The sequence below is a fragment of the Alcanivorax sp. genome (assembly GCF_051117345.1).
Classification (GTDB): Bacteria; Pseudomonadota; Gammaproteobacteria; order Pseudomonadales; family Alcanivoracaceae; genus Alcanivorax.
Genome location: NZ_JBNPEC010000069.1, coordinates 1 through 12,736 on the forward strand (window position 1 = coordinate 1; position 12,736 = coordinate 12,736).

Below are 12,736 nucleotides of genomic sequence, written 5' to 3' on the forward strand. Positions count from 1 at the left end.
CGGCCTTCCAGACCTTTCCCTGCAGGGCTTTCAGCGGGGTGGCTTTACGGTCTTCGGTGATCCACTGCTGGAACATGGCATTGGCTGAGGCTGGGCTTTCCAGGTTCAAGCCGCTTTCCTTCTCGGCCGCCCGTACCTGCTCCTGTATCTCCGGTTGATTCCAGTGTGTTTCGAGAAACGCCGGAAACTGTCTGGCGGCATAAGGGAACAGGACTTCCTTGACGAAGGAAATGCTACTGGTGGTGCCTTCAATGTCGGTGACGATGGCCTTGATCATGGGGATCCTTACTTTCAAGCCTCAACAAGCAGCGGAGTGGCGAGTGGCGAGGTGCGAGTTTCGAAAGGCAAAGGCCTGATGCTCGTGTTTGGGTTTTCGCAACTCGATCGCTTCACGAATCAGGCGTTGCTCCTACAGGGGTAGGGTTTCAGTTTTTCAGGCGGTTGAACCGCTGGGCGATATCACTGCCGGTAAAATTGGCCACCCAGCCTTCCGGGTTATTGAACAGGCGAATGGCCACGAAGCGGGGGTTGGGGCCCATGTCGAACCAGTGCGGGGTGTTGGCGGGTACGCTGATCAAATCGCCCTTGGTGCACAGTACCTCGTAAACCCGGTCGCCGATGTGCAGGGTGAACAGCCCCTGGCCTTCCACGAAGAAGCGCACTTCGTCTTCGCTGTGACGGTGCTCCTCCAGGAACTTCTGCCGGAAAGCCGCTTTCTCCGGGTGATCCGGCACCATGCTGACCACATCCACGGTCTGATAGCCTTCCTCGTCGATCAGGCGGTCGATATCCGTCTTGTAGGCGGCAATCACTTCATCCTGCTGGGGGTTATCGGACAGGGCGTGAGTGGCTTGCCACTGTTCGTAGCGAATGCCTGCATCGGCCAGTGCCTTGGCCATGGCCGCCTTGTCAGTCAGGTGCTGTTCGAGGGTGTCGGGCTGACTGTCGTGAAAGATTTTCAATTCGCTCATGGGGTCATACTCCTTGCAAACGGCGGCGATCCAGCTCTACGGCGAGCAGGGTCTCCAGCGCTTCAAGTTGACGGTAACAGGTGGGTAGATCGCTTGCCCAGGTGTACAGGCCATGCCCGCGGATCAGGTAGGCGTGGGTAATGGCATCGTCCGCCATGGCGGCATCCACCTGGTCGGCCAGGGCGGCGATGTCCTGGGTGTTGTCGAACACCGGGATCACCAGCCTGCTGTCATGGGTGGTGTAGCCTTCCAGGGCCTTGAGCAGCTCATAGCCTTCCAGGGTGATGCTGTTGGCGGGCCAGTGCATGGTCAGCACGGTGCTGGCATGGCTGTGGGTATGCAGGACGGCTCCCACATTGTCATGGCGACGGTACAGCTGGGTATGTAGCAGGGTTTCTGCCGATGGCTTGCCATCGCTGGCGGCCTGGCCGGCCATGTCCACGGCCATGATATCGGTTTCCTCCAGCAGCCCCTTGTCCTTGCCGGAGCGGGTGATCGCCGCATGGGAGGCGTTCAGGCGTACGGAATAGTTGCTGCTGGTGGCCGGCGACCAGCCATGCTGATAGATGCGCTGTCCGGTGGTCGCCAAGGCGTGGGCGGCTTCACGGTAGTCCGCAGTGGAGTAGGGGCGATCGGTCATGCTGTTATCCACGAAGATGAGCCATCAGTGTATCGGTGGTGGGGTTCCGGATCACGCCCCGCTCGGTGACGATGGCGGAGATCAATTCAGCCGGTGTCACATCAAAAGCCGGGTTGTACACCGGGCAGTGGGCCGGTGCCAGAGTCTTGCCCTGAATGCTGCGCACTTCGTTGGCGTCGCGCTCTTCGATGACAATGTGGCTGCCATCGGGCAGGCCTGCATCAAGGGTAGACAGTGGTGCCGCAACGATAAAGGGAATGCCGTGATGGCGCGCCAGCACGGCCAGATTGTAGGTGCCGATCTTGTTGGCAGTATCGCCATTGGCGGTAATGCGGTCCGCACCGACGACCACGGCCTGTACCTTACCCTGCTGCATAAGCTGGCCGGCGGCACTGTCGGCGACAAGCGTGACAGGGATGCCGTCGTTAAGCAGCTCCCAGCTGGTCAGGCGGCTACCTTGCAGCCAGGGGCGGGTCTCGCCTGCATAAACGTGCTGCAGACTACCCCGTGACCAGGCCGTGCGGATAATGCCGAGCGCTGTGCCATGGCCGCCGGTAGCCAGAGCACCGGTGTTGCAGTGGGTATAAACGCTGGCGTTGGCGGGTAGCAGGTCGGCACCGAGTTCACCCATGCGCTGGTTGGCAGCCAAGTCTTCCTGGTGAATAGCCTGTGCATCTGCTTTGAGGGCACTTATCAGCGCTGCGCCGGAAAGGTCGCTGGCGATTCGCTGCAGACGCTCCAGGGCCCAGAACAGATTGACGGCCGTAGGGCGGCTGGCGGCAAGGGTGGCGATGGCAGGCGCCAGTGCTACCGCCGAAGCGTCATCGCCCAGACGGGCAGACTCCAGGGCGAGGCCGTAGGCGGCGGTGATGCCAATGGCAGGTGCGCCGCGAACTACCATGTCATGAATGGCGGTAGCGGCATCGTCGCTGCCGTGGATCGGCAGCCAAATGGTTTCCGCGGGCAGACGTCGCTGGTCGAGCAACTCGAGGTGGTCGTCATGCCAACGGATGGCAGCGCTGTTAATGGCCATCGGTGATGTCCTTGTCATGTCCGTCAGGGTGTTTCAGAGGTGTTCTATCGTATTTGCGGCGTATCCAGTTGGCTGTCCGGAAGATGCCAGGGCGGCGCATAATAGCGCGTTCCAGGCGGTATTTCCCCGGAAATGTGCTCGTCATCAGGGCGATGAGAATGGTCAGTAGCCCTTGCCCGGGAAGCACCAGCATCAGAATGCCAGCTACCAGTAATAATATCGCCAATACGTTACGAATCAGCCAGAAACACCAGGCCAAAGGGCCTCGATGGGTGTGGGGCAGATAGCTCTCGGTGAAATAATCTTCAGGCATTCGCAGCAATAGCCAGGGAATGGCGACACAGGACGCCAGGGCCATGACAATACCGGTGACCGTGAGTGCTGGCAGCCAGGGTTCCAGTTGCTGGGCCAATGGCGCCAGCCAGACGGGTAACTCTGCGTTCAATGGGCCTCCGGTTTACGGTGCTGTAGCAGAGAGAGTGTGCCGCGTACAATGCGGCTATGCCCGGGGATTTTCAATGCCGACGGCATGGCTTTTTATCTTCACTGACTCCGAGGAGAATGCGTTATGGCCCAGGCCGGACAACTCATACTGGCAGCCTTGATCGGGCTGTTAATTGGTGCAGCCCTGGGCCTGGTGCTTTGGCGGTTCTGGCTGGCCCGTCGCAAGACCCGGGAAACGCGAGCTCAACAGGTGCACATTATCGAGAGCCTGGATGTGCTGTGCCGGGCTGTAGACCAGAAACAGGTAGAGTTAAGCGAGGCCTCCATCCGTATCAGCGCCTTGCTGGACTGTCTGCCTGACAGCATTGAACCGAAAGTGGATTTGGCCGCCATTCATCAGTTTGCCGAAACCTGCCAACAGTTTGATCGCGGTGAGCAGCGCCAGGAACTGACTCCCCGGGCGCGTTTCCAGCAGGATTCCCGCCGCTGGCAGTTGGAAGAGGATCAGGACGAGGTGGTCAACCAGGCGACTCGCCGCCTGGCAAAAGTGCTGCCAACCTGGCGGAGCGGCTTGGGAGTCTAGGCCTGCAATCTTGAGATGTTGCGGGGCGGCAGCGACTTGCGTGCCGCCAAACCCCAGCAGCGGAAGAGGGAGCTCAGGGATTCCCAGCGAGATAACGGAACGAGGTCAACTCAATACGCCCCCGCACGAACAGATTTTCCTGATGGTCCATGCGGACCATGAAATAATCCAGCTCCCGCGCCGCCCAGAACCGGGAGCGTTTGCCCCGTTCCGGATAATCCCGCTCTATACTGGCGGCATCCCAGTCTCCGGCGGGGGTCTCCAGATTTTCCACACCCAGAGAACGGTATTGATAGTGTGCCATGCCGTCAGGTTCTGCTACCGGGTAACTGAACTCTGCGTCTCCCCTGGCCATGTTGCAGCGCGCCACCATGGCGACGCTCAAGGCATCCAGCGCCTCATCGACCAATGGATAGATTGCCTTGCTTCCCTGAGCTTCGCGGTCTTGCCAGTCAAATACAATTTCCCCCTCGCGACGCAGGCCGAAGCCGGCACTGGCGTGGCGATAGTGATGGGGGCGGGCGGTGCAGTCATGCCACCGGAAGGTGGCGACTTCCTCATGTTGAAACAGGCGATTTTCAATCCGGAAATGAAGCCGGTAGTGCTGATCTTCCTGCGTTAGTCGGATGGTGGCGTTGAGACCAAGCGGGATGCCATTGACGACAACGCGGTATTCGGCCTCAGCGGGCTGGAGTGCTAGCGGGAACGGGGCAGGCTGATCGCCGGGTTGAGCAGACAATGACTGGGACGCCAAAAGCAGCAGGCCCGACAGCAGCCGTAAGGGCTGCAGGATTACAGTATGATTCGCCACTTTCCCAGTGTCCCCAGTTTGATGAGTATGGATGATAGCACGCTCCACATTGCGTTCGAGGCCTCGCTTCCCCTTCAGCAATCCATTGAGGGGTTTATCGATGGCATGCTGGCTGAGCCCGGACGTTGCCACCTGGAAGAACTGAATGCTCTGGTTGTGCCTTTTGTCGATGAAGTGCTGTCTGTGTTCTTCAAGGGGCCGCTGCAAGCCGCCGAGGCAAAGGGGGCATCGGCAAGGCTGATTCTCGGTGCCATGAGAGTGATAAACCGGTCAGCGAACAGTCTGATTGGCCGCTTGATGAAAAATACCACTCTGGATGAGCAACTGGCTCTGGCTCGCTATTTCCAGAATCTGCGCCGCTATCAGGGCAACAAATTGTATGTGGCTTATCCCCTGAGCCCGGCTATGGCTGAGAAAGCCTGCCTGGTGTTCCAGGCAAGCCTACTGGGCGAAGAAGATATGGCCGGGCTGCTGGATGTGCTGCAGGCGATCAATGATGGCGCGATCACGCATTTCATGGACAACTCCGTGGCTTGTCTGACACTGGGGCGGGTAAATCGTGCATTAGTATCGGCGGCTCGTGTTACAATTTGTAAAGCCACGGCATCGGCCACTCACAAGGGGGTGCCGGGCATGGAGGCCAGCGCCAGGACGGCGGTGGTGCATTATTTTGATCAGATGCTGATACGGTTCGATGATGGATAGCAGGGAAAATCGCGGTGCCAACCGCCGCAAGCTGGCACGAATCAATACCCAAATGCGGGTAGATATCTTTCGCCATCGTTTGATTGGCGGATGGCGCTTTGTGACCCGTGCCAAGGCCATGGACTACAACCGCTACGGGGTGGGGCTGACGTCACCGGTGAGTCTGTCACAGGGCACCCGCCTCAAGCTGGACTTGTATGCGCCTGGCATGATTTTGCGGCAGGTATCGGCAGAAGTGGTCAGTTGTCATCGGGCGGGGCAGGCCTACCGGATCGGTTTGCGTACCTATTCCAACCTGCGTGAGCTGGCTGGCGATGCCCGGCAGCATCAGATCCGTTATCTGGCGGGAATGGAAGAACAGCTTTTTCCGCAGGGGTAAGGCTGGTTGCGAATACAAAAAAGCCGCCCTGAGGCGGCTTTTTTGATACTGGCTTGGCTTATTCGCCGGAAGAAGGCGCTGCCGCTTTCTTCTTGGCAGGAGCCCGCTTGGCAGGGGCCTTCTTCTTGGCAGCTGCTTTCTTGGCGGGGGCCTTTTTGGCTGCTGCTTTCTTCTTGGCAGGAGCCTTGCGAGTGGCAGCCTTCTTGGCAGCCGCTTTCTTCTTCGCCGGTGCCTTTTTACCAGCTGCTTTCTTGGGGGCTACCCGACGTTCAATTTCCTTGGCGCGTTTTTCCAGGTCTTTCTCGTACTGACCGATAACCCGGGACAGGCTATGGGCCTGCTTGGCGGTGGCCTTCAAAACCCGTACCTCGGTTTCCAGGATGCGCTTGCGGCCCTGGGAGGTTTCTACCTGTTTGCGGGCATCTTCTGCTGCCTTGCGGGCACGGTCGATCTGTTTTTTGACGGTGGCGGTGGCACGGTCACGGTATTCCGCCTGCAGCTTTTCAACCTTGGCGAAGTACTCCCGCTGGCGCTTCATTTCCTGGTTCAGGCGATCGCGCACCTTCTCCAGTTGCTTCTCAAGTTGACTGATCTGTTTCTCGCGTTCCTTGTCGAAGCGCTCAGCCAGCTTGCGAATCTGAGCCTGAAGTTCCTCGACAGTATCTTTCACCTTGCTAGCAGCCATGGATGACTCCCTTTCCCCTTCGGATTGTTCGTAGTGGCTTTGCCGGTGAGCAGCAATGCCCGGATTCAATACTAACGTGCAACGCCGTTGCTGTAGCAACTTTATGCCACATCCCACTACTGAACAACCATTGATCAATTAAAGAGTGCAGAGCGTAAGTCATTAGTAGCGATTTGATCACGGCCCCCCGAGGAGGGGCCAGGCAAGTAACAGCGATCATAGTGAACGAAGAGACAGATGGAACCTGTGTGGGAAGCGATGCTTGCATCGCGAATCAAGCCGCTCTGCAACACAAGCATCGCCTCCTGTAAAAACACCGGCACGCCTGACGCTGCGTTGTGCTGTTGCGATTCAATGGGGCGCGCAGGATACTGGGCAAAATTCACCTTTACCTGGGACATACCATGCCGGTTTCCTTTGATGGCAAGCTGGTTATCGCGATCAGCTCACGTGCCTTGTTCAATCTTGCCGACAGCCACAAGGTCTATCTGGAAGAGGGCCTGGAAGCGTTTCAGGATTACCAGACCCGCCATGAAGACGATGTGCTGGAGCCTGGCGATGCCTTTACGCTGGTGCAGAAGCTGCTGGCCATCAACGAACTGAAAGAGGGCAAGGGTCGGGTCGAGGTGATTCTGCTATCGCGCAACAGCTCGGATACCGGCTTGCGGGTCTTCAACTCCATTGAGCATTACGGATTGCCGATCACCCGTGCGGCCTTTGCCGGCGGGCAAAGCCCCCATCGCTACGTGTCTGCGTTCGGCGCGCACCTGTTTCTGTCCACCGACCCGGATGATGTACAGCAGGTGCTGGAAGCAGGCTATGCGGCTGCCACCATTCTTTCCGGCGGCCAGTGTCAGCGCCCGGATGGCATTTTGCGGATTGCCTTCGATGGCGATGCGGTGCTGTTTTCTGATGAGTCGGAACAGATTTTCCAGAGTGACGGGCTGGAAGCCTTCACCGAGAACGAAAAGCGCTCCGCACGTCAGCCCCTGGACGGCGGCCCGTTCAAGCCTTTCCTGGCAGCCTTGCATCAACTGCAGGACAGCTTCCCGGTGGAATCTTGTCCGATCCGCACAGCTCTGGTGACCGCCCGCGGGGCTCCGGCTCACGAACGGGTGGTGCGGACCCTTCGCGACTGGAATATCCGGCTGGATGAAAGTCTGTTTCTGGGAGGCTTGGCGAAAGGGGATTTTCTGCGAGCGTTCGGTGCGGATGTGTTCTTCGATGATCAACAGGGCCACTGCGAATCCGCTGCCCGTCATGTGGCGGCCGGGCATGTCCCGCATGGTGTCGCCAATCGGCGAAAAAGCGGGGAGGGTTAGACCGGTCGCTCGCGCCGGCTGGCATGCTTGAACGCTGCCCGGTTGCCTGTGGTGAATGACGTCGTGAGTGACGAGAAGCCAGTTTCGAAAACCAAAACCGCAAACGCCTTTGCTTTTCGCTACTCGTTACTCGAACCTGAGCCCGATCATGGCAACGGACCAACCCCCTCAAAACACCGCATACTTGATCCCCAGCGCCAGCAACACCGTCACTAACACTGGATGCATGATGTGGTTGGGAACCCGGTGGCCCACATGAGTGCCGATGTAGATTGCCGGCAGGGAACCGATCAGTAGGGCAGCCAGCAAGCCCAGATCTACATGCCCCAGAGCCAGGTGCCCGAGGCCGGCGATCAGGGTGAGGGGGACGGCATGGGCCAGATCGGTACCCACCACCCGAATCGGTGCCAGGGCAGGGTAGAGTATCAGCAACACGGCAGTACCGATGGCGCCGGCACCCACCGAAGACAGGGTCACGAAAACGCCCAGCAGAATTCCCATTGCCACTGTCCATACGCCGGCCCGGTGCTGAGCAGATCCCAGCAAGCCAGCAGGCCGGTGGTTGACCATTGCCTGCAGACGATGCTTGAACAGTAGCACCAAGGCGGTGACGATCAGGGTTATACCCAGTGCTGTTGTCAGCAAGGGGGTATAGTCGTCGGCATCGGAAGCCAGTAACCACAGCGCAGCTGCGGTGAGCAGGGCGGCGGGGATGCTACCGGCCGCCATGCGTTTCATAATGGTCCAGTCCACGTTGCGGCGACGGGCATGCATCACCATACCGGAGGATTTGGTAATGGCGGCATAAAGCAGGTCGGTGCCGATGGCAACCTGGGGCGGGAAACCGAACAGGAGCAGGAGCGGGGTCATCAGCGAGCCGCCACCGACCCCGGTGAGACCAACAGCAAAACCGACCAGCGCACCGGCACTGATATAAAGAAGCAGCTCCGGTTGCAGTATCGGCATACAGTGGCTCCAGACAGGTTCTGTGGGAGAAGTACTTGACGGGGCTACTATAAAGACGGTTATCTATGCTTTGAACGAATAATTATTCATATTTTTATAACCAGGTTGAGTTGATATCCTGATTAGCCACAATGGATAGTGACTGAGTCTGGCGCCGTGTTCCGATTGCGGAGGCAAGGATGAAACTGCAGCAACTACGCTACATTTGGGAAGTGGCCCGCCATGATCTGAATGTGTCTGCCACCGCCGCGGCGCTATTTACCTCCCAGCCGGGTATCAGCAAGCAGATCCGCATGCTGGAGGATGAGCTCGGCGTCGAAGTCTTTGCCCGTAGCGGCAAGCACCTGACCCACATCACCCCGGCAGGCCAGGCGATTCTGAAGATTGCCGGCGAAATCCTCCAGCAGACCGAATCGATACGTCGGGTCTCCCAGGAATACCGGGATGAATCCCGCGGCGAACTCAGCATTGCCACTACCCACACCCAGGCTCGCTATGCCTTGCCGCCGGTAATCCAGCAGTTCACCGGGCGGTTTCCGGATGTGTCCCTGCATATGCATCAGGGCACTCCCATGCAGATTTCCGAGATGGCCGCCAACGGCAGTGTGGATTTTGCCATCGCCACGGAAGCCCTGGACCTGTTTACTGATCTGGTAATGATGCCCTGTTATCGCTGGAACCGGACCGTGGTGGTGCCGGAGGGGCATCCGCTGACCAAGGTGACGCCACTGACACTGGAAGCCCTGGCTGAGTACCCCCTTGTTACCTACGTTTTCGGCTTTACTGGCCGTAGCAAGCTGGACGATGCCTTTGTCGACAAGGGCCTGGAGCCGAAAGTGGTGTTCACTGCCGCCGATGCGGACGTGATCAAAACCTATGTCCGCCTGGGTATGGGGGTAGGAATCATTGCCCACATGGCCGTGGATCCGGTTGAAGACAAGGGGCTGGTGGCGCTGGATGCCGGGCACTTGTTCGAATCCAGCACCACGCGTATCGGTTTCCGCAAGGGGACCTTCCTGCGTGGCTTCATGTATGACTTCCTGGAGGCCTTCGCCCCGCACCTGACCCGGGATCAGGTGGATGCTGCGATCAAGGCTCCCAACCGGGAAGAGCGTGAGGCTCTGTTCGAGGGCATTGAGCTACCCATTCGCTGAAAGTCGTAACCAGCTATGGGCAGTGATGCTCGCATGGCGGTAAGCGTGTAAAGCCTGGCCCCTCCGCGGTGTCCGCATCACCCCACAAAATCCACTTTCACATAATTGCATTGTCCCAAATACAGGCTCCCCGTTGCAAAGCCCCCGGGCCGCCGCTACATTGTGCGCGCCTTATTAACCCAAAGGGGAAAACCGTGGAATTGCTGTGCCTGGACCTGGAAGGGGTGTTGATCCCCGAAATCTGGATCAACTTTGCGGAAAAGACCGGTATCGACGAGCTGCGTGCCACTACCCGGGATATTCCGGACTATGACGAGCTGATGCGGATGCGACTGCGCATTCTGGACGAGCATGGCTACGGCCTGCCGGACATCCAGGAAGTCATCGATACCCTGGACCCCATGGAGGGCGCCAAAGAGTTTGTCGAGTGGGCTCGTGAGAACTTCCAGCTGATCATCCTTTCCGACACCTTCTACGAGTTTGCCAGGCCGCTGATGAAGAAACTGGGCTGGCCGACCCTGTTTTGCCATCGCCTGGAAGTGGACGAGAACGGCAGGATCACCGACTACAAGCTGCGCCAGAAAGATCCCAAGCGGGCATCCATTCAGGCATTTCATTCCCTGAAATATCACTGCATCGCAGCGGGTGATTCCTACAACGACACCACCATGCTGTCAGAAGCCGAACAGGGCATCCTGTTCCACGCCCCGGACAATGTAATTGCCGAATTCCCCCAGTTCCCCGCCGTGCACAGCTACGAGGACCTGAAAAAGGAAATCGTCAAAGCCAGCCCGCGCGATATCCCACTTTAAGATACGCTGCACGCAACAAGCTTCATGCAGCAACACGAAGTGAGTGTGTCATGCGCTGGAAATGAAAAAGCCGCGTCCAGATTCTGGGCGCGGCTTTTTCGTGGGGAGGTGATGCTTTGGCATGTTGCATGGGTGTGCTGCTTGTCGCGATCACTAGAGAAAGCGCTCTTCTAGTGCCCCCATCAACTTGGCGACTTTAAAGCAGCTTTCCTCATATTCTTCTTCCGGAACGGAATCAAAGACAATACCGCCCCCGCCATGGCAGTACAGCCTGTCGCCCTCGGTTTGCAGTGTGCGAATGAGAATGTTGCTGTCCAGGTTTCCCCGGTTGTCCATCCAGAAGAAGCTGCCGCAGTAGGCGCCGCGGGGCGAAGGCTCCAACTCGGCAATAATCTCCATGGCCCGTTTCTTCGGGGCGCCAGTGATGGAGCCTCCAGGAAAAGCCCCGAGCAGGGCGTCCAGTGGTGACAGACCCCGGCGCAGAGTGCCTGTCACTGTGCTGACCAGATGTTGCACATTGCTGAAACGTCGTAACTCGAACAACGGATCTGCCTGAATACTGCCGGGCTCACAGCAGGCCCCCAGATCATTGCGCAGCAGGTCTACAATCATCAGATTTTCCGCGCGATCCTTTGGGTCGGAGAGCAGCTCCTCTCCGAAAGCCTGATCTTCCTCAGGGGTGTTGCCACGTGGGCGTGAGCCCTTGATTGGCTCGGTCACCACCCGCCGGTCACGGATAGACAGAAAACGCTCCGGCGACACTCCGAATATCTGGCTGTCGCCCGTGTCAAAGTAGCAACTGTGCGGGGCAGGGTGGACTTCCTGTAGGGCCAGCCAGGCCGTAAGGGGGTCGCCGTGGAAGTGAGCGCTGAAACGCTGGGCCAGGTTGACCTGGTAACAGTCTCCGGCAGCCAGATAATCCTTGATCCGCGCCAGGCTGCGCAGATAATCCTCCCGACCTTGTTCTGCCTGAAATGTCCCCCTGAGAGAAAAGGATGTTGTTGCCTGGCGGCTCTCCAGGTCGCGGACGGGCTCAGGGCCGTTCTTGTAGAGGTGAATAACTGCAGGCATGACAGAATGGCTTTGGTCACCGCTACTGCCCAAGAAGGAGGGGGTAGTTACACCTCTCAACCAGGCCCCAGCCTCATATGGCAGCACCCCGGCAGCAAAGGCGTAGCCTCCCTTCAGGGCCGTTTCCGCTTCCCGAACACAATTGACAAGCTCCGCCTCGCTGTTGGCAGACAGCGTTAGAGAGGGCCGGTTTAGTGCGACCAGTCCATTTGTATTATTGAAGAGACAGCTCGGTGACATCATGGGCAACCAGATTCAGGAACAGCTAGTCTACCTGTCGAGGTGAAACTTGCCCAACTCTGTTACTACGCGTAACAAGTAGACCTTAATTAGCATAATGTTTACATCTGTGTTCGGTTGATACGGACGTACAACAGAGAATAAAAATAATAAAAAACAACAACCTATGATTATTTTATAGGGGTTTTTACTTTTGTAACGGATGCATTTGTTTTTGTAACCATTGTGTTAACTTAGATGCGTGCCGATCAAACGTGGCACCCGAACGATTACAACAAAACGTTGTGCACACGAGGAGATAACAATGAAATTCAAGAAGCTTGCTCTGGCGGCCGCCGTTGCAGCCCTTCCGGCTACCGGTTTTTCCATGGAAGCCATGGAAGATAGCGCTCTGTCCGGCGTGACTGGTCAGGACGGTATCAGCATCGCCATCAACACGAACTTGGCTGCTTCCCTGATCGTTCACGATACCGATGGTATCCCAACTGGCGTAACAGCTGGTCACGCAAATGCTGGTGCCCTGATAATGGAAGACTTTGCCATTGATACCGCTGGTGGCGACATTACTCTGGATATCGATGCAGGTGACTCCGCCGCAACTGGTACTGCGCCTGTTCTGAATATTGAAGTGGGTATTCCTAACGCAACCGTAATCACTCTGGGCTCTGTTGACATCGCCAACAGTAACCGTGATGGCGGGACTTGGGGTGTAGATGCTACTGGTCGCGTAGATGATGTGCTGGACCTGGGTTCTATTACACTGGGTGCCACCACCATGAATATACAGCTGGCAAATGAACCACAGGGTGACCTGATTGCTCTGAACACCACTATTACCAATGGCCTTTCCATCAGCGGCTCAGCCATCAGCGACACTAACAGGGAGGTTGGTATCCAAGTGGGAGCCCTCGCCGTACTCG

General features: G+C 57.8%; 15 protein-coding genes and 1 pseudogene. 7 read left to right on the forward strand and 9 right to left on the reverse strand.

Annotated features, from left to right (window positions below; all coding sequences use genetic code 11):
- The 5 genes and pseudogenes from ACFE0K_RS04335 to ACFE0K_RS04355 form a co-directional block, all read right to left on the reverse strand.
- Positions 1 to 277 (reverse strand): annotated as a pseudogene (locus ACFE0K_RS04335) (acireductone synthase); the annotation flags it as partial.
- A gap of 148 nt (positions 278 to 425) precedes the next feature.
- Positions 426 to 971, reverse strand: coding sequence for a 1,2-dihydroxy-3-keto-5-methylthiopentene dioxygenase (locus ACFE0K_RS04340; RefSeq protein WP_434534894.1), 546 nt, complete (start codon positions 969 to 971; stop codon positions 426 to 428).
- Between the two features lie 4 nt (positions 972 to 975).
- On the reverse strand, positions 976 to 1,611 hold the full coding sequence (locus tag ACFE0K_RS04345) for a methylthioribulose 1-phosphate dehydratase (protein ID WP_434534895.1): 636 nt from the start codon (positions 1,609 to 1,611) through the stop codon (positions 976 to 978).
- Between the two features lie 4 nt (positions 1,612 to 1,615).
- The gene (gene mtnA / locus ACFE0K_RS04350; protein WP_434534896.1) at positions 1,616 to 2,644 is read right to left on the reverse strand and encodes an S-methyl-5-thioribose-1-phosphate isomerase; all 1,029 of its coding nucleotides are present in this window, start codon (positions 2,642 to 2,644) and stop codon (positions 1,616 to 1,618) included.
- A complete protein-coding gene (locus ACFE0K_RS04355; protein ID WP_434534897.1) occupies positions 2,634 to 3,089 on the reverse strand; it encodes a PGPGW domain-containing protein in 456 nt (151 codons plus the stop codon). Before ACFE0K_RS04355 ends, mtnA begins: the two co-directional genes overlap by 11 nt.
- A gap of 123 nt (positions 3,090 to 3,212) precedes the next feature.
- On the opposite strand from ACFE0K_RS04355, the gene ACFE0K_RS04360 reads away from it, so the two are divergent.
- Positions 3,213 to 3,671, forward strand: a complete 459-nt coding sequence (locus tag ACFE0K_RS04360; RefSeq protein WP_434534898.1) for a DUF2489 domain-containing protein — start codon at positions 3,213 to 3,215, stop codon at positions 3,669 to 3,671.
- Between the two features lie 73 nt (positions 3,672 to 3,744).
- Here the strand turns inward: ACFE0K_RS04360 and ACFE0K_RS04365 are convergent, their stop codons facing one another.
- Positions 3,745 to 4,482, reverse strand: coding sequence for a DUF3108 domain-containing protein (locus ACFE0K_RS04365; protein WP_434534899.1), 738 nt, complete (start codon positions 4,480 to 4,482; stop codon positions 3,745 to 3,747).
- Between ACFE0K_RS04365 and ACFE0K_RS04370 the strand changes: the two genes are divergently transcribed.
- Complete coding sequence (locus tag ACFE0K_RS04370) at positions 4,471 to 5,187, forward strand: hypothetical protein (protein WP_434534900.1); 717 nt, start codon at positions 4,471 to 4,473, stop codon at positions 5,185 to 5,187. The genes ACFE0K_RS04365 and ACFE0K_RS04370 overlap by 12 nt on opposite strands.
- The gene (locus ACFE0K_RS04375) at positions 5,180 to 5,566 is read left to right on the forward strand and encodes a PilZ domain-containing protein (RefSeq protein ID WP_434534901.1); all 387 of its coding nucleotides are present in this window, start codon (positions 5,180 to 5,182) and stop codon (positions 5,564 to 5,566) included. Before ACFE0K_RS04370 ends, ACFE0K_RS04375 begins: the two co-directional genes overlap by 8 nt.
- 58 nt (positions 5,567 to 5,624) lie before the next feature.
- On the opposite strand, the gene ACFE0K_RS04380 is transcribed toward ACFE0K_RS04375, so the two are convergent.
- Positions 5,625 to 6,251: a hypothetical protein gene (locus tag ACFE0K_RS04380; protein ID WP_434534902.1), complete on the reverse strand. Its 627-nt coding sequence runs from the start codon at positions 6,249 to 6,251 to the stop codon at positions 5,625 to 5,627.
- A gap of 404 nt (positions 6,252 to 6,655) precedes the next feature.
- Between ACFE0K_RS04380 and ACFE0K_RS04385 the strand changes: the two genes are divergently transcribed.
- Positions 6,656 to 7,573, forward strand: a complete 918-nt coding sequence (locus tag ACFE0K_RS04385) for a 5'-nucleotidase (protein ID WP_434534903.1) — start codon at positions 6,656 to 6,658, stop codon at positions 7,571 to 7,573.
- A 168-nt stretch (positions 7,574 to 7,741) separates the two neighbouring features.
- On the opposite strand, the gene ACFE0K_RS04390 is transcribed toward ACFE0K_RS04385, so the two are convergent.
- On the reverse strand, positions 7,742 to 8,539 hold the full coding sequence (locus tag ACFE0K_RS04390; protein ID WP_434534904.1) for a sulfite exporter TauE/SafE family protein: 798 nt from the start codon (positions 8,537 to 8,539) through the stop codon (positions 7,742 to 7,744).
- Positions 8,540 to 8,718: 179 nt separating this feature from the next.
- On the opposite strand from ACFE0K_RS04390, the gene cysB reads away from it, so the two are divergent.
- Positions 8,719 to 9,693, forward strand: coding sequence for an HTH-type transcriptional regulator CysB (gene cysB, locus ACFE0K_RS04395; RefSeq protein WP_335625660.1), 975 nt, complete (start codon positions 8,719 to 8,721; stop codon positions 9,691 to 9,693).
- Between the two features lie 194 nt (positions 9,694 to 9,887).
- Positions 9,888 to 10,505 carry a bifunctional phosphoserine phosphatase/homoserine phosphotransferase ThrH gene (gene thrH, locus ACFE0K_RS04400; RefSeq protein WP_434534905.1) on the forward strand — a complete coding sequence of 206 codons (618 nt, stop codon included), beginning with the start codon at positions 9,888 to 9,890 and terminating at the stop codon, positions 10,503 to 10,505.
- A gap of 153 nt (positions 10,506 to 10,658) precedes the next feature.
- On the opposite strand, the gene pabB is transcribed toward thrH, so the two are convergent.
- On the reverse strand, positions 10,659 to 11,819 hold the full coding sequence (pabB, locus tag ACFE0K_RS04405; protein WP_434534906.1) for an aminodeoxychorismate synthase component I: 1,161 nt from the start codon (positions 11,817 to 11,819) through the stop codon (positions 10,659 to 10,661).
- Positions 11,820 to 12,120: 301 nt separating this feature from the next.
- Between pabB and ACFE0K_RS04410 the strand changes: the two genes are divergently transcribed.
- The coding region (locus ACFE0K_RS04410) for a DUF6160 family protein (protein WP_434534907.1) at positions 12,121 to 12,736 on the forward strand (616 nt) is incomplete at its 3' end.